The organism is Paenibacillus dokdonensis (assembly GCF_004916975.1).
Classification (GTDB): domain Bacteria; phylum Bacillota; class Bacilli; order Paenibacillales; family Paenibacillaceae; genus Paenibacillus_AQ; species Paenibacillus_AQ dokdonensis.
Genome location: NZ_STGQ01000002.1, coordinates 359,438 through 382,607, shown reverse-complemented (window position 1 = coordinate 382,607; position 23,170 = coordinate 359,438). Strand labels below are relative to the sequence as shown.

The window sequence follows — 23,170 nt, the reverse complement described above, 5'->3', positions numbered from 1 at the left end:
CTGTCCGGATTCTTTTTTATACTATCTGCTTGCACGCTTATTTGGTCTTCACTTCATCCAGCCACAAAATCGCCGTCACACCGCGTGGATAATACCGGCTGCCGACAATGACTCCGGCGTTCATTTGATCACTCCAGCTCCAGAAGGCATTTTCCGGAGAAGTCAGCCAGCCGACATGAGCGGCATCGGCCGCAGCCTCCTGTTCGCCCTGCTCAAGCCCCAGCACCTGCCGGGCAATGTATTGGCATAAGTATATTTTACTGAGCCAGGAATTGTCGCTGGTGGAGGAGAGCTTCCAGCCTCCGTCCGGGAACAGGCAGACGCCAGGCTCTAAGACCGCGTAGAAATGCTTTTTGAGCGCCTGAATATAGTGTCCAAAACGTCCATCCGGATCGAGTGCATCCTCGTTGCCGGTAAATAACGGAAAGATCAGTCCCTCAATGGCAGGAATGATCCGGGAATCATTGCCCTCCTGAATGACTGCCGGAATATATCCTTCCGGTGTCGCGTGGTCCGTAATGGTCCGGGCGCAGCGATCGGCCTGATCTCCGGCTAATGCAGCCAGCTCTTCATGGCCATACTCTTTGAATATACGCTCGAGCGCGACATAGGCCGCCCAGCATTTACCTCCGAGATAAATATTGTTGCGGGCCTGGCCAAGGGAGACATCCAGACTGTCATAGGTTGTGATTTCCGCTCCGCCCATGGTGCGCGAACTGTCCAGTCCCATTAATCCGCTGCGCTGCGCTGAATCCGGATGATCGCGGTTTACCATGCTCTGCAGACACTCCCCGAATAACCCGAGATGATCCTGAAGCCACTGTGCGTCCCCGGACTGGCGGACATATACAGAAGCGGTCAGCACCCAGTTAACAATCTGCTCTTGAGTCATGTGGGAGAAACAGCCATCCAGCGCATGCTGCTCGTAGGAGGAATAACCAGGCCGTGAGAAGGCATTGGCTACGCCCATGTCATGGGTAAAGCTGATGCCTCCCGGATAATCCTTGGTTTCACCCGGAAAACGGACCGTGTCTTCATATTGATAACGGGATACAAACAAATCCAGTTCATTCCGTACGGTCCAAGGGTTCATTTTCATTTCGAAAAATAGCTGATCCACGGTCAGATCAAAGGTATTCATCATCCGGTATTCGCCCTCGTTGACGATCCAGAGCGGCCTGCCTTCGGCCTCGAGCAGCTCGGTGCTGCCGTAATAGCTGCGGATGGCATGGGACAGCATAAAGCGCTGATCTTCCGACAAGGCAGAATCAGCTACCAGCCGGTCATTCTGCCGGCAAATCTCCAGCTTCTGCTCGAAGTGTTCCAATGCGTATAGCGCCACTTCTTCAATATTCGCAAAATAACGGGTATAGAGGTACGAAGTATCCATCCCCGTCGTGATGTAACCGCCCCGGTAGAAGCAGAGAGCGAAGCGGTAGGTCGCTTGTTCTCCCGCAGGCGTATCCATCAGCATCGCGCCAACGTTACCCAGGCCAAACTGCAGGTTTTCCTCCACGCCCGGCTGCAAAATATTTTCAATGGTAAAATGGCTTGCGCTCCGTACCCGCGGATCGGAGGCCGCAATGGCAATATGGCGTCCCTGCCCGACACCGGTCACTTGGCCATCCGTTGTATCCTCCAGCCGCCGGATCGCTGTGTAAGGATCGGTCCCCTGGAAGCCGAAAAAGGCGCGCCGTGGAAGAGAACCTTTCGTATTATCCACGGTGATTTCCGCCAATACGGCCGGCAGTAGGGCGAACCGGAGCTGCTCCTCATCCGCAGTATCCGGATCGGGTACGGAATCAAAGGGCGAAGACAGGCGGAACGTCAGATCCCCTGCCTGCCATGTATCGGTGGCCGCTGCGAACATGCGGGACACGGATTCTACGGCAAACGGCTTTACGAGACGGGATGTGTTGGCCGCTGCTTCATCTCCGCCGCCTATATACCGGAAGGAATCGTCTCCGGCCAGATCATAGAAGGGCAATGCCTGATAGCTGTTGCCGCTTGGCTCCTGCAGGCCGATATAGACATTCTGTTCAGGGGGCCTGCCGTATTCTAGATCAAAACCGCCGCTGCGGCCCGGGAAACCCAGTGTAAAGCTGGCAAATGCCCCGACCGGAGAGTGATGTGCATTAAATAGCATTTTTTTATCCAAATCCGTAACCTCCTATGATTGCAATAAGGATGTATGATATGTTGAGATTAACAAAGTAATAAAGCGCTTACTATATCCAGAGCAAGCCGAAATTTACCCGAATTCAGCATATATGAAATGAGGTATGGGAGGGGATGGATGCAATGCCGGACGGGCAACAATTGCAGATCAGGGAAGTGATGCTGCCGGATGTGGAAGCGACGTTCCGGATCTATGCAGCACACTGGCGCACCGTAGCACAGGGATGGGAATATCCGCTTCATGCCCATCCCCTGTTTGAGATTAACCTGCTCATGGAGGGCAGGCAGACGATGGAAGTGAGCGGCCGGACTTATGTACAGGAGCCAGGTGATCTGCTGCTGCTGAAGCCGGAGGACCTGCATGAAAGCCGCAGCAGCGGGGATGGAAACATGACCTACTACTGCATACATTTTGATACCGATGAGCGTGCGCTCCGCGAGCTGCTGTGCAGGGATGGGCAGCGTTATTTTTCCGGGGACAGCCCGCTTGCCTGCGCCATCCGGCCAAGTCTGGACAAGCTGATTGATCTGACCTCCGAGGATGCCGCAGGAAAACTGGAGACGAAGATGAGAACACTGTCCGCTATGTTTGAGCTTTTTGCCGCATTGACCGGCAGCCTCTCGGAGCGGGAGAACTCACGGCTCACCCATACCCGCGCTGCCCGGATCGCCGAAAGAATTGCCGCGGATTTGGAACGGGCTGTAGAGGATACCGCAAATGAAGACGGTACAAGCGTAGATCGAACTGCGGACACGGTCGCGGCTGTCACGGCAGGGCTTGGATACAGCATGTCTGCATGCACCCGGATGTTTCAGAGGGTCTACGGCATATCTCCTCGCGGATACTTATCCCAGCTTAAGCTCAAGAAGGCCAAGCTGCTGCTCATGCAGCCCGAGCTGTCTGTCGAGTCGGTATCCAGAATGCTGGGGTATGGAGATATCGCCCATTTCAGCCGCCAATTTAAACGCTGGACAGGAGAAGCGCCCGGTAAATTCCGTGGAAAGTACCATATATGAGATGCCGCCATTTTCAATAATGATTATGAATCCAGGCAGCGTGGTATATAAATGATGTCCATAATAAGGAATTACCGGCTGGATTGACTTCTCTTAGGATCGGGAATACTATAGTTCTATGACTATCAAACCATCAAAAGACGACGAGAAGCGGGTCAAGATTTTTAAGGCCATGGCGGAAGTAAAGCGCATTGAAATGCTTCGCTACCTGCATCATCACCGCAGCACGAACACCTGCGGGGATATCGGGGATGCGATCGGCATGGACAAATCCAACGTATCGTACCATCTCAAGATTTTGTACGAAGCGGACTTGATTCAAGTGTTCCGTAAAGGTCAAAACAAAAACAGCCAGCTCAAAGAGGATACGTTCAACGAATTTTTGCCGGGTTTCTTGGACAGTTTATAACGGACAGGGAACCCTGATTTCGGTCTAATAGTTTTAAAGTTTTAAAACTATCCAATTTACTTAGCAAGTGCTTAAGTATCCGATTTTTTCTTGGGTTTCGACCTTTTATGCGCAGGTGCAGAACCTGTTTCTGTAGTCATTCTTTTAAAACCAAAATATAGATATGGGAGCCGTGATATATACATGCAGCAGTTAACGAATAGATCCATCGCTTTAAAGACACGTCCGGTTGGCATGCCGACAGACCAGAATTTTGAATACCGCGAGGCCGCTGTTCAGGAGCCAAAAGAAGGACAGGTTGTAGTCCGCACGAGTTATCTGTCCGTGGATCCTTATATGAGAGGCAGAATGAGCGATGCCAAATCCTATATCGAGCCTTTCGCCCTGAATGAAGTTATCTCAGGTGGCATCGTCGGGGAAGTGGTGGAGTCAAAATCCGATCTGATCAAGACGGGCGACAAAGTGATCGGGATGCTGGGCTGGCAGCTCTACAATGTAGTGGATGCGAAGCAGGTCCGGAAAGTTGATGATTCCATCGCGCCGCTTTCCGCTTACCTGAGTGTACTCGGCTTGACGGGTCTAACCGCCTACTTCGGACTGCTGGATATCGGACAGCCCAAAGCGGGAGAAACCGTCGTGGTGTCCGGCGCAGCCGGTTCCGTGGGTATGTTCGTTGGGCAGATTGCAAAAATCAAAGGCGCACGCGCCGTCGGCATTGCCGGAACGGATGAGAAATGCGAGTATTTGCTGAAAGAGCTTGACTTTGACGCAGCTATTAACTACAAAACGACAAAAGACCTGGGCAAGGCGCTGGAAGAAGCATGTCCAAATGGCGTCGATGTGTATTTTGATAATGTTGGCGGCTCTGTCTCAGATGCGGTGATGAATCTTCTGAATGACCATGCTCGGATTCCGCTGTGCGGTGCCATCTCTTCCTACAACAGCACGGACGGAGATATGGGCCCGCGCATCCAGTCGAAGATCATCAAAACCCGCTCACTGATGAAAGGCTTTGTTCTCGGGGACTATGCTTCCCGGCAGCAGGAGGGTTTGATTGAGCTTGGAAAATGGTTGTCCGAAGGCAAGCTGAAATATGAAGAAACCATCATCGACGGCTTTGTTCATGTTATTGACGCGTTTCTGCAGCTGTTCCAGGGTACAAACTTGGGCAAAATGCTCGTGAAGGTAGACTAATTAAGACCATTTGATCCGTAACATGACGAATTAAAAAGGCTCCCTCCGTTTATGGAAGGAGCCTTTTTGCATCAGCCGCAGAACCTGTTAATCAGCCTTCGTTCTCTGTTAGCGGATTCCAGGGGGCTTTTTTTGAGTGGATGCCTTGTGCGGGTGTGAAAATAGCGTTATATTGAAGAGCCAGTACCTATAAGCGCGCAGGCCGATATTTAATGATAAGGAAGTTTTCAGACTATGACTGCAAAATTTAAAGGCAACAAGATGAACATCGTGATGTTTGGGCTGCTCCTGCTCGCCGTTATCATCCGGCTGGCGCTGCAGTGGACCTCTGACTACACCAAGGCACATGCTGTATGGAATATCATTTTTATGGCGGTGCTCCTGCTTCTGTCTTTTCGCTTTGCTTACGTGTATGCACGGTATATCCGCATTAAGGAAGATCGGGTGAAGGTAGTCAATATTCAAGGCACAAGGACGTTTGATCTGACGGAAGTCGAGAAGGTTATGATTTATGACAACTGGATCCGTTTTACAATGAAGGCGGACCGTGACGTATTTATTCATATTAGGGATTTGAATGAGAAGGGCCGGGTTCCGTTTGTAACCTGGGCAGCGGATCAATTCGAAATTGAAAAGGATTAGGGCGAAGGAAGCACACCCTAATCCTTTTTTTAGTTTAAGCTATGCCCGGATGAGAAACAGCAGCTCCCGACCGTTCTTCATGGGCTCTTGTTCCAGGGTGTAGCCGTGCTTGACGACTTCCTCCGGTACGTTGCGGAAAGCTGCCGGGCAGTCGGCGATGACCTGAAGCAGCTCCCCCTTTTTCATCCCCTGAAGTGTTTCGAGCGTATAAATCACCGGGTAAGGACAGGATTCCCCCCGAAGATCCAGCGTAAAATCAATGGACATTTTTCGTTTCCCCTTTCTTGAATCCGACACCAAAGCGGTAGTTTTTCTGCCAGAAGACAGCAACGACAAAGCCGGCGGCCAGCAGGGCAAGCGTCAAAATGAGCGCCCAAGCCGGCCCCATGACATCGATCAGGTTGATCGGCTTGCCCATCTTCACCAGCGTATTATAGATGCCGAGATGATCCCAGCCGTATGCAAGCACGGTGGCTCCGATAATATTGCCGATGAATACCGGCAGGAAAATGACCTGGCCCTCCATCAAACGGTACATCATACCGGTTTCACAGCCGCCGGCCATAACGATGCCGACACCGAACAGGAGGCCGCCGATCAGCGTGCTTGGAGCTGCCATTTTGGTTACAGGATCCAGGCCGTTCACCAGAATAATGATCAGTGTGACAACAGAGCTGACAGCCATGCCGAACGTAATGGCTTTGGTCATGGTGGCGCGTCCGCTGATCCAGAGATCGCGGAAGGCTGAGGTGAAGCAGATTTGTCCTCTTTCAATCAGAATGCCGAATGCAGCGCCGAAGAGGGCTGCTGTGCCCAGCATGTTTTTTCCAACTGCATAGAAATAAATAATGAGCACGGCGTATGCGAGCGCAAGGACACCGCCAATATAAGGCTGGATCTTCCTGCGTTCCTTGATAATTGACGCCGTATTGCCTTTTTGCAGGACGGGCTTCCCTTTCCACCAGGAGGTATTGACGATCTTAGCACCCCCAAAGGTACCAATCGCCGTTGCTACGATAAAAATCCATGAGTGCAGAGAGAACTGAGGTACACCCGTGAAGAAGGCCGCGAGGTTGCAGCCGAGTGCCATCCGGGCACCAAATCCGGCAACAAAGCCGCCGATCAAACCCTGAAGCAAACGGCGCTTCTGCCGCGGCATCCGAATTTTAAAATTATTGCTGAATAACACCATGAGAAGCGCCCCGATGAACATGCCCCACACAATCCAGCCATCCGTACGCGTAAAGGTGGTACCTTCCATATGAATGAGCTTGAAGTAAGCCCAATCGGAAATGTCCACGCCGAACAGCTCGAGAATATGTCCTCCCAGACGAGTAAATTCGCCCGTTACGGCCCATACCGTTTTGGTAATCCCGAAGTATATGGCACTCAGGATACCTGCAGCAGCCATCACGATATAAGGGCTCCAGTACTGATTGAAGACTTTTTTAAACACGATTGTAATTCCTGCCCTTCTTGAACTATGAAATGTTGGGATCATGAATATCTATGTTCCAAACCGTATTAATTTTACATCATTTTCTGGACAATGTGTGGAGAATTGGTTTATTACCGGCATAGGGGTCGCCATGGCTAATTTGAGATCTATTCACATAAGATGTGTCGATTTTGTGAAAAAGTGATCCAAGTGGCTAATTGAAACGATTATATTGTGAAAAATATAGTTTTATAAAACTGAATATCGTGTATAAAACTATATTAGTACATTGGTGATAAGTCCCGGTAAATTACCTAAATAGAAGGAGTTTAGGCGGATGAAATTCAAACAGAAACTTTCTTTGAGCTTTGCAGCCGTACTGGTCATTACGATGATTGTAGGGGCGATTGGCTGGGTACAGCTGTCGAATGCCAACACAAACTACCGCATGCTCATCGACGGCCGGGTAGCCAAAATGCTTTTGGCCAAGGATCTCGGACGAATTGCCGCGCTGGAAGCCGAAAATGTGAGAGGTTATCTGCTGACCGGTAATGAAGAGCATTTCACGAACTACGAAGACAACCGGAAGCAGTTCAGCAAGGCGGAAACGGAAGTGCAGGCCTTAAACAAGACAGGGAAAGGAAAAGAAATATCAGACCAGTTAGCAGAGCTTGAACAGCAGTATGCCGTGATTGTAGATGAGATTGCAGCCTATAAGAAAAAGAATGATGTTGCCGCGTATACCCGCCTGGTGGAGGAGAAATGCGCGCCTATGGTGAAAAAAATGACTGCTGCCGCAGCCGAGCTGGAAAACTATCATCAGGATCAGCTGGATGCGGACTTGCAGAAGACCCGGGATCAGGAGCAAAAAACCAAGACTGTGCTCGGCATAACGGTCCTGCTGTCTTTGGTGGTAGGTATTGGCATGGCTTATCTGATGATCCGGATGATCTCCCGTCCGGTAGCACTCGTTGCTCGCTCTGCGCAGCAGATTGCCGCGGGTGACTTGACAGGTGCGGACATGAATATCCGCCAGAACGATGAGATCGGTAGCATGGCTCGCTCCTTCGATGAAATGAAACATCATTTGAAGCAGCTGATGCTTCAGATTGATCATCACGCGGCTGAAGTTGTTTCGGCATCCGGAGAGCTTGCACTCGGTTCTGAACAGACGGTGCTTGCTTCGCAGCAGATTACGGGATCTATGCAGGAGGTATCCACAGCAGCAGAGAACCAGATGGCCCGCATGAAGGAAAACAAGGCAGCGATGGAGGAGAGTGCTTCCAGCCTGAAGCGAATCGCCGAGTCCGCATCCATCACGGTGGAATCAGCCGAGACGGTGCAGAAGCAGTCCGAACAGGGATTGGGACTCTTGGAGGAAACCGTATCGCAGATGCAGCAAATCCAATCCGTGATGGAGGAGTCGAGAGCAGCAGTGAACGATCTTGGACATCGCTCACATGAGATTGAGAAGATCACGCTGTTCATCAAGGAGATCGCAGACCAGACGCATCTGCTGTCTCTCAATGCGAGTATTGAAGCGGCACGGGCCGGGGAGCATGGTAGAGGCTTCGCCGTTGTAGCCGGAGAGGTGAAGAAGCTGGCGGACCAGGTCGGTATGGCATCGGAGCAAATTGGCGGAGGCATCCGGAATATGGTCGGCAATATCTCAAAATCGGTCGATGCGATGCATCGGGGCTCGGATGAGCTGGAAAAAGGCACGCAGTCTATGCAGCAAACGGGCCAAGCTTTTCATCAAATATACGCATCGATTCAGATCGTTGCGGGACAGGCCCAAGAGGTATCGGCATCGGCATCAACGGAGGAGCTGTCCGCTTTGACCGAGCAGATGTTGGTCTCGGAGGAACATATGGTTGAGTTATCCTCTTATATCGCCGAGCAGTCTCAAAGCGTTGCGGCCGTGACCGAAGAGCAGCTGGCTACGATGAAGGAAATCTCTGCTTCCAGCGGTTCCATGAGCGGAATGGCCAGAGGACTGCAGATGGAAATCCGCAGATTCCAATACGAGGATACCCGGGCGGGCACGAAAAGTTCATGACTTTTGTAAATTTGTTAATTTACAGTCTGAAAAAATGGAAACCAGAGCATTTTATGTTACAATGGCGCTAGGACATGAAATAAGGAGATGAAAAGGCCATGAGCGGCACACTCAACGAGCAGGAGCTTGTGCAGTACATAGCGGCTGAGACGGGCGCTGAACCCGAAAGCATCAGGGTTGTCCTGAAGCATGAGAAGACATTTATCAACACGGCGGAAGCAAATGAGCAGGGCGAAGTGGAGATCGACAGCGATGATTTGGTCGACTTCGTGCTGAGTTGTAAAGATGTAAAGCTGGATGAAATGACCGTCGAAGCTGTACTCGATGCCGAGATGGATTACCTGATGGATATAGGGATTGCCGTAGACGAGGATTAGTCGCTGGCAAAAGCCCGCAGGAAAAGCTCATTACCCCACAGCCGGGAGTAATGAGCTTTTCTTGTTGTGGTTTGAGTGGAAAATATGGGTACATTTTATATAGAATTTGCTATTTTAGCGGGAGGGATCAGGCAGCAATGAACAAAAAGGATTACAGAGAGCTGTACATCCGCGGGATTCTCGATTTGGCGGAGGAGCATGGGCTGGAATATTCAAGGGAAGTGCTTGAGCGAATGGCCGAGAAGGACTTGATAGAGCTGCGTGATGCGCTGCGGATGAAGCATGGAAATATAAATTTTAAACGATTCTGCTGATCGCGCACGGGCTTTATATTTTGTTATGTCAGGCTGGATGCTGCTTCAATAACGCTGATTTCAGAGGTTCACCCGGGATGATTCTCTGGGATTTGGCGTTTTTTATTATGAAAGAAATAATCTCCCTTATTTTAATTAATAATGGAGAAAATCTTTAGTGACTGTTATAATGGATTCCAAGAAGCATTGGGAAATTGATCCATATACCGATTGGTAGAGGGTAACAGGAGATGAATTTATGGATGATCCGTTTTTCAAAAAAATTCAAGGCGGGTTGATTGTTTCCTGCCAGGCACTTGAGGATGAGCCGCTGCATGGAGGCGACACGATGGCCAAAATGGCTCTGGCCGCCGAGCAGGGCGGAGCAATCGGCATCCGCGCGAACAGCGTACACGATATTCATGCCATCAAGCAGGTGACGAAACTACCGATCATCGGCATTATCAAACGCGACTATGACGACAGCGGAGTGTATATAACGCCTACACTTCGTGAGGTGCAAGAGCTGATGGAGTTACAGGTGGATATCATCGCACTTGATGCCACACGCAGTTCAAGACCTGGAGGGGAAACGCTCGAAGACCTTGTAGCTTATATGAAAGGGAAAGGGCAGAAGATGATGGCCGATATTTCGACGCTCGAGGAAGCTTTGTATGCGGAGTCCATCGGTGTAGACTGTATTTCGACGACGCTTTCCGGCTATACGGCCTATTCGCCCCAACTCAAAGAGCCTGACTTTGAGCTGCTGCAGGAGGCAGCCCGCAGAATCCGGATTCCGGTGATTGGTGAAGGAAGAATCAATACCCCGGAACAGGCGGCATATTGTCTGAAGCTTGGGGCGCATGCAGTTGTCGTTGGATCGGCTATTACCAGACCCCGGTTGATTACGGAAAAATTTGCGGTGGCTGTCCGCGGAGCGTTGAATGGGGAGGCTCGCTAAGTCGGCGCCACAATGAAAGGAATGGGAGAGGCATGAAGGTCATCGGGATCGATGTTGGCGGAACCTCCATCAAAGGCATGGTCGTGGATCGCTCGGGACAGCTTCTGGATCAGGGGAAAGTGGCCACGGAAGCAAAAGAGGGAAAGGAACGGATTTTGGAAAATATGAAGCTCCTGCTGAATGATCTGCTGGCAAACCATCAGGATATTCAGGGTATCGGTATAGGTACCGCAGGCCGAGTGAATGTCCGGACGGGGGAAATCGTATTTGCGACTGACAATCTGCCGGGCTGGCAGGGATCCAATGTTAAAAAGGATGTGGAGGCGTCCTATAGCCTGCCTGTATTCGTTGACAATGACGCCAATACGGCACTGGTTGGTGAGGCCTGGCTTGGCGCGGGAATGCATGTGAAGGATTTATCCATGCTCACGCTGGGAACGGGTGTTGGCGGGGCCAATATGATCGGCGGCGAGTTGTACAGAGGCGCTCATTGGAATGGAGGCGAGTGGGGACATACCATTCTGGTGCCTGGTGGCAGGCCCTGCAATTGTGGACTAAGCGGTTGTATCGAGCAATACCTGTCAGGAACGGCCTTGGTGAAGCTTGCGAGTGAAGCGGCGGGACGCAGCTATAATAACGGCGTTGAGGTGTTGGATGACCATTTGAAGGGACAGCCGCAGGTTACGGAAGTGCTGAGGCAGTTTGCCGCTCATTTGGTGGTCGTTATCCATAATATTCATGTTGGTTTGAACCCACAGGCGATTCTGATCGGCGGAGGTCTCATCGACTCCAAGCCAATATGGTGGCCACTGCTGCTGGAAGCGATGGAAGGAATGCGGCTGAATGTGGACGTACGACCTGCTGAGCTCAGTAATGAAGCGGGGGCGATAGGTGCAGCCAAATTGATCTTGGATCAATTGAAGTTCTGATAACTGTGGAATGCATATCTACTGTATATTATTTTGATAAAATGAGCGGCTGAGAAGCTGTTCTTTTTTTGGATTATTGGTTAGTATAATAAATGTTTGTATACATATAATATTTACAAATATTAATCTCTGCTATAGAATTAAAATATAACCAGCACCCAATGAAGGGGGAAGGGTCTTCAGGTATGGAGGACAAGGAGCATCTTTACGGGCATCTGATTTCGAAAACAAGCCGGACATTAATGCGGTATTTGACGATGCATTTCAAGGAAGACGATATTACACCGGAACAATGGACCGTACTGAAACGACTGGGTGAGCAGGATGGGCTCACGCAAAAGGAACTGTCGCTCATTGCAGACAAGGATCAGGCGACATTGACTAAAATACTCGATATTCTGGAACGAAAGCTTCTGGTCCGCAGAGATAAAAACAAAGACGACCGGCGTTCGTTCCTTATTTTTATTACGGATGAAGGCAGACAGCTGCGGGAGAGGCTTTTTATCCATGTAAACCAGCTTTTTGCGGATGAAATCGTGGCTGGAATACCGGAAAGTGACTTGAAGGTATTTTTGGCTACACTTATGAAAATTCAGCAGAATGCTGAAGCTGCCAAAGAAACAGAGTCATGACATCAGGACAGGACAAATTGAAAATATAGAGGACCATAATAATAGAGATAGCCAACTGGAGAGAAGCCTTATGATAACTGAATCACATCAAAACGCATATGCACGGCGCAGAGCGGGACAGCGTGCGCCTGCTCCGGGAAGGGTGCGCGACGCATTTCGGATCCGGCCGCTGCCGCTGCAGTGGTTTCGGGGCATCGGCTCTGCGATCAGTGCAGGGATACCGGTTCTGATCGGAGCGCTGACCGGGCATATGGATTATGGATTATGCGCCTCCATCGGGGGCTTTACCTTTTTGTATGTATCGAATGAAACCTATAGACAGCGGGCTATCAAACTGCTGCTGGTTGCACTGGGTATGGCCGTATCCTTTGGGCTTGGCTCATTAACGGGTACGATTCCCTGGCTGATGGTGCTGCTTTTCGGCCTCATCGGCGCAGCTGCCGTTTTTTGTTTTGGAGCCTTTCAGGTAGCCGGTCCCTCGGCCATGTTTTTTATTCTAACCTTTGCTGTCGGAACTAGTCTGCCCTATGATCTATCATTTGTTCCGCTGCGGACGGGATTTGTGTTTCTAGGCGGTGTGCTGGCTTGGATCGTCGGTATGGCCGGTTGGCTGATGAGTCCACACCGGCCTGAGACCAAGGCAGTTGCGGGTGCTTATGCATCATTAGCCCAATTTATGGACTCCATCGGCACGGAGCATCAATACGATGCGCAGCATAAAGCGGTAGTCGCGCTGCAAAATGCCGGGAAAACAGTATCCGGCGGAGAGCTGCGTTGGCGGCATACCTACGAGCCGACCCGGCGCCTGATGCAGCTGTCACAAAAAGCCAATGAGATCTACCTGACCCTTGTAGAGATTGCACTGGGTCATAAAGGTACAGGCGAGTCGGGAGGATCGGAAGCGTTACGTTCGATTGCTGCCGGTATTCAAAGTCAGGATCAGATGAAATCCCTGAATGCAGGCAAATCTTCATGGAATGGGGAAGAGAGTCTGAGCGGGCGGTTGAATCACCAGATTGAAGAAGCCTTTTCAATGCTTACGGGTTCCGGAGAGGGAGCTGCCAAAGCTACACTTGCTGAACCCGATAACCGGCTGCGGCTGATACTCACAGGTGCCTTCAACCGCCATTCGACCTTGCTCAGCACGGCGTGCCGTTACGGCATCATGATCGCTGCCTCTGCAGCGGTCGCTTACGGACTGGGGCTTCACCGTTCCTACTGGGTCCCTCTATCCTGTGCGGCTGTCATGCTGGGTACGACTGCGATCGGTACCATGCACCGCGCGCTGCAGCGTACCGCGGGAACGATAATCGGCCTGCTGGCCGGTGGCGCTTTGCTGTCCCTGAAGCCTGAAGGGATATATGTAGCATTAGCCATGGCGGTACTGCAGTTTATTGTAGAGCTGATTTACCTGCGTAACTATGCGCTGGCCGTGATCTTCATTACGCCAAGTACGCTGCTAATTGCGGAGAGCAGCCAGCCTGAGACAGCGTTGAGCTACTTTATGTCTGCCCGGATCATTGATATTCTGGTCGGCAGCGCCATTGGTCTGCTTGGAATTCTGCTGCTATGGCGGCGGGCTTCCTCCAGCCGGTTGCCTGGAGCCATGGCATCCGTCCTCCGTAAGGAAGGAGCCCTGCTGGGACAGATTCTCGCAGGCGGGCTGCCTGCAGAAGAACGGGTCCGTCCAGCAGATCTGGAGACGGAGCTGCTTCGGGTCAGACTGTTGTATGATGCTGCTCTGGCTGAATCCGTACGGAGGCGTGAAAAAGTAAGCCTGCGGTGGCCGGCTGTGGCAGAAATGCAGCATTTTGGTTATGTGCTTATCTCGGCTGCGGAGAGGGGGCTGGAGCATCGGGAACCGCCCGAGACGCTGCGCATTCTGGAGCAGGCTTTTGACGAGATGGCGAATGCCGTTCAGCGATCAGAATCCCCGGCGCCGATTCATGTGCCGGAGCTTCCCTCTTTTTCCGCACTGCGTTATGAATTGATTGAGCTTCATGCTTCGCTGCAAATCGGGGAATCCACCGCGCCCCTAAAGATAGAGATGGAATCATAAAAATAAATAAGCCTGTGCAGACTCTTTTGCAGTGTTGCAATGGAGCTTGGCACAGGCTTGTTTTATAAGATTAGGATTGGATTTATTTTTTCACAACAGGAATCCATACCTCACAGCGGTAATCATCCCGCATGGTGTCTCCGGGAGGGTATACCTCCAGTTCGGGACCAGGTGCATGCTGATAGCCGCTGGTTGGAAACCAGTCCTGGTAGATCTGCTGCCAGACCTGCTGGATTGCACCCGGCATGGGGCCTATGGATGTGAAGACGGCCCAGGCAGCAGCAGGAATGACACGTGACACGAACTCCTCCGTATCTGCCTGATCTGCTGCAGTTCTTACCCCTATGAGATAGTGGAACCCGCCTTGACCATCAAAATCCATACAAATGCCTAACATGTCATGATCCTCACCAAGTGCTTCCAGCTTCATGAATGTTTCATCTTTGCCGCACTCCTGCCAGAACGCCGGAATATCGACCAAATTGCTGCCGTCCTTCGTGGATACCTCACGCATTTTACCGGTTACGGTGAAGGCCTCTTTTTCAATGATTTGAAATTCCATACCCATTCCCTCTCTCCAATTCAATTCATATGGTCATCATAACTAAAGTTAAATCTATGATAATAACATTCGGGCCTTGCGCCCAGCTTTCCTTCCAGAGATTTAATCGAATGATGACTGTTTTTGATGGATTTTGCCGAGCGTTGTTCTAATTTGTACGACGCTATGAATATAGCTGGAGGCCGTCGAAAAATTGGCGGGCTGCCGGAGATAGCGGCTCCTTCCGCGTATAGATTGAAATGGGGTTCTTCAGCGTTGCATGCTGTACGTGAACCTTGGAGAGCTGGTTCTGTATCATGAAGGCTTCCGTTTCCAGCGTGGAAAGAAAGGCGGCACCGTATCCTTCCATTACGACGCGCAGCGTCTCATGGAGGCCGTTCATCTGTAGTCCGATTGCCGGAGCAGGAAGGTTGTGGATCTTGCACAGGGCGAGCAGCTGCTCACGGGAAAAGCTGCCCTCTTCCCGGATAATGAATGGTTCCCGCAGCATTTCGGCAAGCGGAATATGGGCTCCGGCCAGACGGTGTCCTGGATGTACGACAAAACACATCTCGTCCTCAAGCCATAAGATCCGCTCCAGCAGAGGATGCTCCTCAGCGATGCCTCCGACGATTGCGATGTCCGCCTTGAAATGAAGCAGCAGCTCAAGTGCGTGACTGGAGTTGGATGTCGTCAAATCGAGTCCGATCGAGGGATGAAGCTTTTTATATGCCGCAATCGGTCTTGGCAGCAGAAAGTTGGACGGCAGATAAGTCGCTGTGATATGCAGCTGTCCTGCTTCACCTTTCTTCAACCGCTCCAGGCCATCCTCTATTCTTTGCTCCAGTTCAAACAATCTCCTGGCTTCGCCTGCCAGCATGCGGCCTGCTTCGGTTAAAGCGACCCCACGGCCATGCGGAATCCAGAGCTGTAAGCCAAGCTCATGCTCAAGCCGTTTAATTTGCGCGGTGACAGCCGGCTGGCTGACTCTCAAGGCCTCAGATGCCAGCGTCACACTGCCAGTCTCCGCCACTTTGACGAAAAATCTAAGCGCATGCAGGTTCATTAGCGTCCCCCATTTCCTTTAACTCATAACTAAATATTATGTAATAGTAAAAATAATATATTAGATTTATAAGAAGCTTCTGCTTATTCTAATCCTAACCGGAGCGTATGGCAATGAGATGTGCATGGGCTCCAAAAACGGAGGAGAGGAAGATAAATAAATGAAGCTGGTATGTGTAGATTGCAGTGCTGAGCGGTCATGGCGGGAGTTCAGTACGGCTTGTTCCTGCGGAGGAAGGCTGGAAGTTGTACAAGATTTGAGCAGGCTGGACGGAGAACGGCTGAAGACATTGTTCCAGGAGAGGCTGGCTGAGCGTATGTCCATCTATGCCAGCGGCGTATGGCGGTATAAAGAACTGATTTTCCCGGAGCTTCCCGAAGAGTATATCGTGACCAAATTTGAGGGGAATACCGGTTTATACACCTCGGAGCCTATTCGCAGAAAGCTTGGGATCAGAGAATTGTATTTCAAGGCCCTGAGTGAGAATCCCAGTGGTTCCTTTAAGGACAACGGGATGACGGCGGCGGTATCCCATGGCCGGTCGCTTGGATACGACCGTTTTGCCTGCGCGTCAACGGGCAACACATCTTCATCGCTTGCCATGTATGCCGCTATGGGGGGATGCACCTCACAGGTATACGTGCCAAACCGCAGCATATCGATGAATAAAGTTCTGCAGACGCTTGCTTATGGCGCACAGGTGATCCGTTTTGACGGAACCTATGACGATGGCATCCGGTTTCTGGAGCAGCATGGAGCAGAGCTTGGCCTCTATGTCTGCAACTCGGTGAATCCGTTCAGAATCGAAGGCCAGAAGAGCATAATTTATGAAACAGCTCAGTATCTGAACTGGGAGCTGCCGGACTGGATTCTTATCCCTGGAGGAGCACTCAGCAACGTATCCGCACTTGGGAAGGGGCTTGCGGATCTAAAAAGTCTCGGAATGATCACTAAAATTCCGCGTATTGCCCTGATTCAGGCTGAAGGGGCAAGCCCCTTTCACCGCATGATGGCAGCAGGCAAGGAGCAGCTGACACCAGAGCCTCATCCGGCTACCAAGGCCTCTGCTCTTAACATCGGGAACCCGCCGAGCTGGAAAATAGCGCGCCGCGTCCTGCATCTCTGCCAGGGTGTGACTTGCAGCGTAAGCGATGAAGAGATATTGGCTTCCAAGAGGATGATTGATCAAAGCGGTATTGGCTGCGAGCCGGCGTCAGCAGCGACTTTGGCAGGGTTGAGCAAGCTGCTGAATGATCAAACGATCGGCAAGGAAGAGAGCGCACTGTGCATTTTGACCGGAAATCTGCTGAAGGATACGGAAATTCTGGCAGAAACGACGGATGAGATGCTGTACTCCGGGCTGACCGTGGAAGCTGCGTTAAAAAGTACTTTTACAGTGAATGGAAATCCATTATAATCGAATAAATTTACGAAGGATTCCAGTGAATCCTTACTTGGGAGGTTTTCTATTGTGTTAAAAATTCAGACGCTGCAGTACGTAATAGAAACGTTATCAACTAAAACGACAGGCAGTGTGATGCGCACGTAACGGATGAAGTGGTCTCATCTTAAAAAGAAGTTATTCATGGATATCAGTTAACGTGACGCGCCGCCTGCTTCGAAGGGCGGAAATAATTTTGTATATAAACCGTGCGTCACATGTGTATATGATAATGAGTTTTATGATGGCTCTAGCCAACAGTACCATGTTTACCACCAGTGGGATTTATCATGTGACATCACTCGGATTGAATCCGTTCGAGCTGGTGCTGATGGGAACGGTGCTCGAGCTGACCGTATTGATCTTCGAAGGAATTACCGGCGTGGTGGCTGATACCTACAGCCGTAGAATATCGGTAATCATCGGTATGTTTATTCTCGGTTCTGGTTTCACGATGGAAGGGAGCGTCCTGTGGCTCACGGGAGCGGGTTCGATCATTTCTGTGTTTGCCTGGATCGTGTTTTCGCAAATCCTGTTCGGAATTGGCTGGACCTTTGTCAGCGGAGCGAACACCGCCTGGGTCGTAGATGAAGTGGGCGAGGAGCAGGCGGGGGCGATTCTGATGCGGTCGCAGCGGTTGTCGTTGACCGCTTCGCTTCTGGGCATAGGCTGCAGCGTGGGGTTGTCAATGATCACGCCCAACCTGCCTTACCTGATAGGGGGAATGCTGTATGCCATGCTGGGTGTGCTGCTTCTGATTGTCATGAAGGAAACCAAGTTTAAGCGTCAGGAACATGCTCCACAGGCTTCACATTTCAAGCGAATGACGGGTACATGGCTCAGCGGGGCCAAGGTCGTGCGCAAACATCCTCTGCTTGGGGTTATCATTGCGGTTACTCTGTTCAGCGGAGCAGCCTACGAAGGGTATGACCGCTTGTGGCAGCCTTTTCTCATCAGCGGCATCGGCTTGCCGGATCTGAAAGTATCCATGGCTGTCTGGTTCGGCGTGGTTTCTGCGGCGGCAACGCTGCTTGGACTGGGAGGAGTCCGGCTGGCTGAGAAATGGATTGATATGAAAAATGAACGAAAGGTATCCGCCGCGATGCTGCTGCTTACCATGATCCGCGTTGCGGCGATCTTGTCGCTGGCTGTGGCTCCGAATTTTGCCTGGGCTATTGTTTCCGTACTGATTGCCGGTGCTTCCGTTTCGATCAGTGAGCCGGTTTATGGTACCTGGCTAAATATGAATCTGGAAAGCAAAACGCGTGCGACAGTGCTGTCCATGGTGAGCCAGTCAGATGCACTCGGTCAAACCGCAGGCGGGCCTGTGGTCGGTTGGATCGGAAGCCGGTTTTCCATCCGGGCTTCCATTCTGTCTGCAGGAATTTTGATGCTGCCGGTATTGGCTGTTTTTGGGAGAATCATCCGCAAGCGAATCTAGCGGGCACAAGATGATAGTTTTACGTAAAATTGATAATTTTTAATGATTAGGTAACTTTTTCATGGAGTAGACCGTCCTTAATAGGACGGTTTTTTTATGAATATGGAAACAGATTGCGATCCGTTATACATATAAATATTTTCCGTGAATAAAATCCATGTAAAAGATGTCCCGTTTATAGCATGGGAAGTGTTAAATATTGTATATGAATTGGAGGTGGTTTATAGTATAAAAAGCAATAAATAGAAATTATATTTAATAGATTTTACCTAATAGATATACGTAATAGACTTCGTAAAATTTTTACTATACAAGAAATGAGCTGATTATAGCCCGTGCATCATTCAAAGAAAATATGGCAGCTAATGTTGATTGTCATGATAACCGCACTCGTTTTTCAATTTTTCATTCCTCACGGTTTAACCCGGATCACACAGCCTGCCTCATGCGGAGAAGGGTGCAGCCGCTATGATGTTGTCGTCATTGGGAGTGAATTGCAGGGGGTACTTTTAGCCAGAGAAGCTCAAAATCTCGGATTAAGCGTATTAATTCTCGATCCGCGGGAAAAGCCCGGCGGTGAGCTGATTCAGGGAGAGATGCTCTTTCTTGATGAGCCGTTTAACAAGGGACGAAAAAGCCTCGTACAAGGCGAGATGAAAAATTTATTCCATAAATATAATAAAGGCAAGGTTCGGGATTTGGATGAATTCACGGATTACTATAATAGGCTGATTGAAAATATACCATTGAAAAGTGGCATCAAAATTAGCAAAGTGAATGAAGCTGCTGCGGGAGAAGGCCATGTGATGCAGTCGCTGATGTATACCGACCGGGATCAAATGGATTACAAGCTGGAAGCAGGCTACTGGGTAGAAAATACGGATTTTAATGCACTGACCAGCAAGCTGAAACACAAGAAGCGTATCCCTGGCATGGAAGTCGTGGAGAAGAGCAATCAGCCTGATTATATGGGCGCAACGTATATGCTGAAATATAAAAATGTAGATTGGCGAAAGCTGAACAAGGATGTTCTGAGTCATTATCCGCTGTCCAACGTCCAGGAACTGTACGGTCCCAACACTTATGTGGACTGGAATTTTGCAGTAGGCTTCAGCAATATTATGGGTAAATATACGCCTGCGGAGAAGCTCTTACGGCTGCGCGGACTGAACATAGCCAATCAAGGCAACGGAAATATCATCATTAACGGTCTGATTATGTATAACGTAGATCCATCCAGCGATGATTCGGTCAATGAAGCGCTGCGGAAGGGACGGGTCGAGGCTCCACGCATTTTGGAATACCTGCGCACCCATTTGGCAGGTTTTGAGAATGCAGAGATGAACGGGTATCCCAACTATCTCTACATTCGTGACTTCAACCGCTTTGAGACCGACTACGTGTTAAAATACGAAGATGTCATGAGCGGCAAAATGTTCTGGGATAACGTCAGCATCGGTTCTTATCCGGTCGATTTGCAGGGTACGGTGCACATTCCGCATGGTATTAGTTATGGTGTGCCTGATTCTTACGGTATTCCGCTTCGCTCCTTCCAATTGAAGGAATACGACAATGTGCTCGTGGTGGGGAAAAATATCGGCGCTGACATCAAGGCTTATGGTACTTCGAGAATTATGCCCAATAATGCCTTGGCCGCGCAAACGATCGGTGTCATCCTGGGTTATGAGTCGCAGAAAAAGCAATTGAAGGATTTGACGCCGGAGGATTTTAAACGAATTCACCACTATTTGAAGAGAAAATATAAGATTGATGTGGAGCATGCCTGATTTGATTCGTGAGACATGTGACAGCCGCCTATATATAAACATCCCCACATGGCCCCGTCTTTTTCACCGTCATGTACTTCAGGAATTATCAATAGATCAAAGGGGTGAATCTGTCTGCTTCCAGGCTTAACTCTTCTCCATAATGAAAGAGCAAGGCCTGTCGTGAGACAGGCATTTTTTTATGTTCAGGTGATTGAAAATACAAAAGCCGGGCCCCGTTATGGGGCTGTCCGACGTATTCCAAATCTATTGAATGAGGGCTTATTTTATTTCTGGTGCTTACTGCAGCCGCGATTTCAAGTTCGGGGTGCCAGGGCGGGCTGCATATACTGGTACTTCTCAAGCAATGCCTGCCACCACGGTTCTCCTCCCACATTCCGGCTGCTGTCTACTGTGAAGATATCAAGATTGTCCGAGGAGGACAGGCGGAGCTTGGTTTGATACTCGCTCTTTAGGACAGACAGGCTCTCATGGCCATAATGGAAAATGGAAAGCCGCTTGCCCGCTTCCGCGAGCGAACGGAACAGTCCATTGATATGGCCGTCGTCGCCGTTAAAGCCGTAGCCGATAATCGCGATAATATCCGACTGCTCGAATCTGTCATACAGCTCAACATAGCGGCGGGACATTGTGATCGAAGTCAGCGGTTTGATTCCGCTCTGGGTGAAGATCAGCGGCACGAGCAGCCGCGGATATGCGGCGAGTTCTTCCGCCGTTGGCTGCTCCAGAATCAGGTTGCAGTAGGGATCATAGTATTCTTCAACACAGCCGTTCAAATAGTAGACGGGAATGGATGGGAGCTCTTGATGCACCCGTTCACGGGCAAAGCCGTTGTAATTGGTCGTGCCGACGGAAGTGATATCCGCGAGGCTGGATAGCCCGGATAGATCATGATAATATCCAGGGCCTGCGGCGAGCCTCTCCATAAGATGGACATCCGATCTGCTGATATACCTCCTCACGGTGCGCAGAAAGATGGCAATCCGTGTGAAGCGGGCCCAGTGTGCCTTCGGATTGTACAGATAGCGGAAGTGGCTGTCGACCAGTGCCTGGTAATCCAGTGTGCGTGAATAAATATCCTCCAGCACCGTACGGCAGAGGGCAGTCATAATCTCAACCGGCGTGTTCTCCTCCGTCACGGGCTGTGCCGGTTCCCCAAGCACGATGTCCATACCGGTCTGTCCGACGCTGTGATAGTTGAGACTGAATATGCCCGAGAGATCATCAAATACGGACAGCTTGTCCGGCGCGGACTCAAATACCTCCTCGTTCAGCTTGGCCACCAGCCGTTGTCCGCAAGAGCCGACAAGCAGTTCGAGGATGGCGCGTACACCATGCTGAAGCTGAGTCTGCTCGGGATGCAGCTCCAGCAGCTTCAGCCAGGCGGAGAAGAAGACCGAGTTGAACAACCCGACACTCTCCGCCAGACGGCTGTTCAGCTTGACGGCTTGTCCGTAGAGGATCTGGCCCAGTTCGAGGCTGGTTTCGTCACGGAAGATACGGCGGATATGGTCCTCACTCACATCCCATGCACGGAGAAGACGGAGCACATGCTGATCAAGCTGTTCCAGATAGGCTAAAATATCATCTTTTCGGTATTCCAGACTGGAGGCGATAATGCCCTCATAGTCGCTTTTGCCAAATACATGAATGCGTTTCTTCAAATAATCATCCGGGAGCCACTTGCTGACGTAAGCCGACGTGTTATCCAGCGCCTTCAGCTGGTCTTTGAAATCGGCCTTATCCTGATCGACCGGTATCCGGAACAAGTCCAAAGCGAACTGGCCGCCCGATGGCAGTCCGTATCCAACTTCGGCTCCGGCGCCAAAAAACAAGGAAACTGCAGGTTTATCCATCAATGCCCCCCATTTCCGATTGCTAAATCCTTACAATTTATTGTAGCATAAAGCGCTTCCCTGCGGCTAATTCAATGATTTGCCAACAGGATGCAGAGGCATTATAATTAAGATTATAAAATAATAGTAAACAGGTGTTTATTTATGCAAACGTTGAAAGAAGATGTCCGTCAAAGTATTCTTCGGGCTGCCCTGAACGAATTCAAATCCCATGATTACACCGGCGCCTCCATGCGCCGTATTTCGGCATCTGCGGGAATCACGACCGGCAATATCTACCGCTATTTTAAGAATAAGGAAGAGCTGTTCGAGGCGCTGGTAGGTCCTGTAAATGAGAAGATCGTTGCCTATATCCTCGATCTGAAAAAGGAGCTGGACCGCAGCTACACCGCCGAGGTAAAGGGCTTGAAGTATTTGAATATGGTGGAAGATACGATTGTTGCGTTATTCTTGGAGTACAGCGCGGAGCTGACCATTTTGCTGAACCGGAGCGCAGGCTCAAAGTACGACCAGGTGAAAGAGCATATGGTAGGACTGATCGTAACGATCCTGGAGGATGTGTTTACGTCTGGCCCCCAGAATGCCGCAGAGCTTAAAGATTCCGAACGTCAAAGCGCACGGATGCTTGCGGGAACCGTGGTGGAGGGCGTAAGCCTGATCCTGAGAGAGAATGAGGATGGGGAGACCGTAAAAAGGCTCGTGAATGAGTTCGTATATCTGTATCATTTGGGCATAGGATGCCGGCGCCCTAACTAGTAGGGGCGCCACAAGGCACTTAGATCAGAGGAATACATTCATCCCGATTTTTATATGATGGATGGGTAGCTCAATTTTTTTGTTTGAATAATGA

Annotated in this window: 21 protein-coding genes; 15 read left to right on the top strand and 6 right to left on the bottom strand. The window is 50.4% G+C overall.

The window, feature by feature from the left end; translation table 11 throughout:
* Positions 1 to 37 precede the first annotated feature (37 nt).
* The gene (locus tag E6W40_RS19750) at positions 38 to 2,158 is read right to left on the bottom strand and encodes a glycoside hydrolase family 52 protein (RefSeq protein WP_136607340.1); all 2,121 of its coding nucleotides are present in this window, start codon (positions 2,156 to 2,158) and stop codon (positions 38 to 40) included.
* A gap of 143 nt (positions 2,159 to 2,301) precedes the next feature.
* On the opposite strand from E6W40_RS19750, the gene E6W40_RS19745 reads away from it, so the two are divergent.
* The 4 genes from E6W40_RS19745 (at position 2,302) to E6W40_RS19730 (ending at position 5,440) form a co-directional block, all read left to right on the top strand.
* Positions 2,302 to 3,195, top strand: a complete 894-nt coding sequence (locus E6W40_RS19745; protein ID WP_136607339.1) for an AraC family transcriptional regulator — start codon at positions 2,302 to 2,304, stop codon at positions 3,193 to 3,195.
* 118 nt (positions 3,196 to 3,313) lie between these two features.
* A complete protein-coding gene (locus E6W40_RS19740; protein WP_136607338.1) occupies positions 3,314 to 3,604 on the top strand; it encodes an ArsR/SmtB family transcription factor in 291 nt (96 codons plus the stop codon).
* A gap of 183 nt (positions 3,605 to 3,787) precedes the next feature.
* Complete coding sequence (locus E6W40_RS19735; protein WP_136607337.1) at positions 3,788 to 4,798, top strand: NADP-dependent oxidoreductase; 1,011 nt, start codon at positions 3,788 to 3,790, stop codon at positions 4,796 to 4,798.
* A gap of 234 nt (positions 4,799 to 5,032) precedes the next feature.
* On the top strand, positions 5,033 to 5,440 hold the full coding sequence (locus E6W40_RS19730; RefSeq protein ID WP_136607336.1) for a hypothetical protein: 408 nt from the start codon (positions 5,033 to 5,035) through the stop codon (positions 5,438 to 5,440).
* Positions 5,441 to 5,479: 39 nt separating this feature from the next.
* On the opposite strand, the gene yedF is transcribed toward E6W40_RS19730, so the two are convergent.
* Together yedF and yedE are read right to left on the bottom strand one after the other, a co-directional pair.
* Positions 5,480 to 5,707 (bottom strand): sulfurtransferase-like selenium metabolism protein YedF, encoded by a 228-nt coding sequence (gene yedF, locus E6W40_RS19725; protein ID WP_136607335.1) that lies wholly within the window; start codon positions 5,705 to 5,707, stop codon positions 5,480 to 5,482.
* Positions 5,697 to 6,941: a selenium metabolism membrane protein YedE/FdhT gene (gene yedE / locus E6W40_RS19720; protein ID WP_136607334.1), complete on the bottom strand. Its 1,245-nt coding sequence runs from the start codon at positions 6,939 to 6,941 to the stop codon at positions 5,697 to 5,699. The genes yedF and yedE overlap by 11 nt, the downstream gene beginning before the upstream one ends.
* Before the next feature lie 274 nt (positions 6,942 to 7,215).
* Between yedE and E6W40_RS19715 the strand changes: the two genes are divergently transcribed.
* The 7 genes from E6W40_RS19715 to E6W40_RS19690 all read left to right on the top strand — a co-directional run bounded on the left by E6W40_RS19715 (position 7,216) and on the right by E6W40_RS19690 (position 14,188).
* A complete protein-coding gene (locus E6W40_RS19715; RefSeq protein ID WP_136607333.1) occupies positions 7,216 to 8,937 on the top strand; it encodes a methyl-accepting chemotaxis protein in 1,722 nt (573 codons plus the stop codon).
* A gap of 98 nt (positions 8,938 to 9,035) precedes the next feature.
* Positions 9,036 to 9,314 (top strand): hypothetical protein, encoded by a 279-nt coding sequence (locus tag E6W40_RS19710; RefSeq protein ID WP_136607332.1) that lies wholly within the window; start codon positions 9,036 to 9,038, stop codon positions 9,312 to 9,314.
* A gap of 137 nt (positions 9,315 to 9,451) precedes the next feature.
* Complete coding sequence (locus E6W40_RS29570; RefSeq protein WP_168928990.1) at positions 9,452 to 9,628, top strand: hypothetical protein; 177 nt, start codon at positions 9,452 to 9,454, stop codon at positions 9,626 to 9,628.
* 238 nt (positions 9,629 to 9,866) lie between these two features.
* Positions 9,867 to 10,568 (top strand): N-acetylmannosamine-6-phosphate 2-epimerase, encoded by a 702-nt coding sequence (locus E6W40_RS19705; RefSeq protein WP_136607331.1) that lies wholly within the window; start codon positions 9,867 to 9,869, stop codon positions 10,566 to 10,568.
* 32 nt (positions 10,569 to 10,600) lie between these two features.
* Positions 10,601 to 11,497: an ROK family protein gene (locus E6W40_RS19700; RefSeq protein ID WP_136607330.1), complete on the top strand. Its 897-nt coding sequence runs from the start codon at positions 10,601 to 10,603 to the stop codon at positions 11,495 to 11,497.
* 185 nt (positions 11,498 to 11,682) lie between these two features.
* Entirely contained in the window at positions 11,683 to 12,129 is a 447-nt protein-coding gene (locus tag E6W40_RS19695; protein ID WP_136607329.1) for a MarR family winged helix-turn-helix transcriptional regulator, read from the top strand.
* A gap of 70 nt (positions 12,130 to 12,199) precedes the next feature.
* Positions 12,200 to 14,188 carry an FUSC family protein gene (locus tag E6W40_RS19690; RefSeq protein ID WP_168928989.1) on the top strand — a complete coding sequence of 663 codons (1,989 nt, stop codon included), beginning with the start codon at positions 12,200 to 12,202 and terminating at the stop codon, positions 14,186 to 14,188.
* 82 nt (positions 14,189 to 14,270) lie between these two features.
* Here E6W40_RS19690 and E6W40_RS19685 read toward each other — a convergent pair whose 3' ends face one another.
* Positions 14,271 to 14,750, bottom strand: coding sequence for a GyrI-like domain-containing protein (locus tag E6W40_RS19685; RefSeq protein ID WP_136607327.1), 480 nt, complete (start codon positions 14,748 to 14,750; stop codon positions 14,271 to 14,273).
* Between the two features lie 163 nt (positions 14,751 to 14,913).
* Complete coding sequence (locus E6W40_RS19680) at positions 14,914 to 15,795, bottom strand: LysR family transcriptional regulator (RefSeq protein WP_136607326.1); 882 nt, start codon at positions 15,793 to 15,795, stop codon at positions 14,914 to 14,916.
* A gap of 160 nt (positions 15,796 to 15,955) precedes the next feature.
* Between E6W40_RS19680 and thrC the strand changes: the two genes are divergently transcribed.
* The 3 genes from thrC (at position 15,956) to E6W40_RS19665 (ending at position 20,464) form a co-directional block, all read left to right on the top strand.
* The gene (gene thrC, locus E6W40_RS19675) at positions 15,956 to 17,212 is read left to right on the top strand and encodes a threonine synthase (protein ID WP_136607325.1); all 1,257 of its coding nucleotides are present in this window, start codon (positions 15,956 to 15,958) and stop codon (positions 17,210 to 17,212) included.
* A gap of 256 nt (positions 17,213 to 17,468) precedes the next feature.
* The gene (locus E6W40_RS19670; RefSeq protein ID WP_246073112.1) at positions 17,469 to 18,677 is read left to right on the top strand and encodes an MFS transporter; all 1,209 of its coding nucleotides are present in this window, start codon (positions 17,469 to 17,471) and stop codon (positions 18,675 to 18,677) included.
* A gap of 335 nt (positions 18,678 to 19,012) precedes the next feature.
* Positions 19,013 to 20,464, top strand: a complete 1,452-nt coding sequence (locus E6W40_RS19665; RefSeq protein ID WP_246073111.1) for an FAD-dependent oxidoreductase — start codon at positions 19,013 to 19,015, stop codon at positions 20,462 to 20,464.
* A 296-nt stretch (positions 20,465 to 20,760) separates the two neighbouring features.
* Here E6W40_RS19665 and E6W40_RS19660 read toward each other — a convergent pair whose 3' ends face one another.
* Positions 20,761 to 22,320, bottom strand: a complete 1,560-nt coding sequence (locus tag E6W40_RS19660) for a hypothetical protein (RefSeq protein WP_136607322.1) — start codon at positions 22,318 to 22,320, stop codon at positions 20,761 to 20,763.
* 144 nt (positions 22,321 to 22,464) lie between these two features.
* Here E6W40_RS19660 and E6W40_RS19655 point away from each other — a divergent pair, with 144 nt between their 5' ends.
* Positions 22,465 to 23,076 (top strand): TetR/AcrR family transcriptional regulator, encoded by a 612-nt coding sequence (locus E6W40_RS19655; protein ID WP_136607321.1) that lies wholly within the window; start codon positions 22,465 to 22,467, stop codon positions 23,074 to 23,076.
* Positions 23,077 to 23,170 lie beyond the last annotated feature (94 nt).

Bases quoted from the DNA above. Each gene is read 5' to 3' on its own strand.
- E6W40_RS19745 (WP_136607339.1), top strand. From the start codon at position 2,302: ATGCCGGACGGGCAACAATTGCAGATCAGGGAAGTGATGCTGCCGGAT.
- E6W40_RS19740 (WP_136607338.1), top strand. From the start codon at position 3,314: ATGACTATCAAACCATCAAAAGACGACGAGAAGCGGGTCAAGATTTTT.
- E6W40_RS19735 (WP_136607337.1), top strand. From the start codon at position 3,788: ATGCAGCAGTTAACGAATAGATCCATCGCTTTAAAGACACGTCCGGTT.
- E6W40_RS19730 (WP_136607336.1), top strand. From the start codon at position 5,033: ATGACTGCAAAATTTAAAGGCAACAAGATGAACATCGTGATGTTTGGG.
- yedF (WP_136607335.1), bottom strand. From the start codon at position 5,707: ATGTCCATTGATTTTACGCTGGATCTTCGGGGGGAATCCTGTCCTTAC.
- yedE (WP_136607334.1), bottom strand. From the start codon at position 6,941: ATGATCCCAACATTTCATAGTTCAAGAAGGGCAGGAATTACAATCGTG.
- E6W40_RS19715 (WP_136607333.1), top strand. From the start codon at position 7,216: ATGAAATTCAAACAGAAACTTTCTTTGAGCTTTGCAGCCGTACTGGTC.
- E6W40_RS19710 (WP_136607332.1), top strand. From the start codon at position 9,036: ATGAGCGGCACACTCAACGAGCAGGAGCTTGTGCAGTACATAGCGGCT.
- E6W40_RS29570 (WP_168928990.1), top strand. From the start codon at position 9,452: ATGAACAAAAAGGATTACAGAGAGCTGTACATCCGCGGGATTCTCGAT.
- E6W40_RS19705 (WP_136607331.1), top strand. From the start codon at position 9,867: ATGGATGATCCGTTTTTCAAAAAAATTCAAGGCGGGTTGATTGTTTCC.
- E6W40_RS19700 (WP_136607330.1), top strand. From the start codon at position 10,601: ATGAAGGTCATCGGGATCGATGTTGGCGGAACCTCCATCAAAGGCATG.
- E6W40_RS19695 (WP_136607329.1), top strand. From the start codon at position 11,683: ATGGAGGACAAGGAGCATCTTTACGGGCATCTGATTTCGAAAACAAGC.
- E6W40_RS19690 (WP_168928989.1), top strand. From the start codon at position 12,200: ATGATAACTGAATCACATCAAAACGCATATGCACGGCGCAGAGCGGGA.
- E6W40_RS19685 (WP_136607327.1), bottom strand. From the start codon at position 14,750: ATGGAATTTCAAATCATTGAAAAAGAGGCCTTCACCGTAACCGGTAAA.
- E6W40_RS19680 (WP_136607326.1), bottom strand. From the start codon at position 15,795: ATGAACCTGCATGCGCTTAGATTTTTCGTCAAAGTGGCGGAGACTGGC.
- thrC (WP_136607325.1), top strand. From the start codon at position 15,956: ATGAAGCTGGTATGTGTAGATTGCAGTGCTGAGCGGTCATGGCGGGAG.
- E6W40_RS19670 (WP_246073112.1), top strand. From the start codon at position 17,469: ATGAGTTTTATGATGGCTCTAGCCAACAGTACCATGTTTACCACCAGT.
- E6W40_RS19660 (WP_136607322.1), bottom strand. From the start codon at position 22,320: ATGGATAAACCTGCAGTTTCCTTGTTTTTTGGCGCCGGAGCCGAAGTT.
- E6W40_RS19655 (WP_136607321.1), top strand. From the start codon at position 22,465: ATGCAAACGTTGAAAGAAGATGTCCGTCAAAGTATTCTTCGGGCTGCC.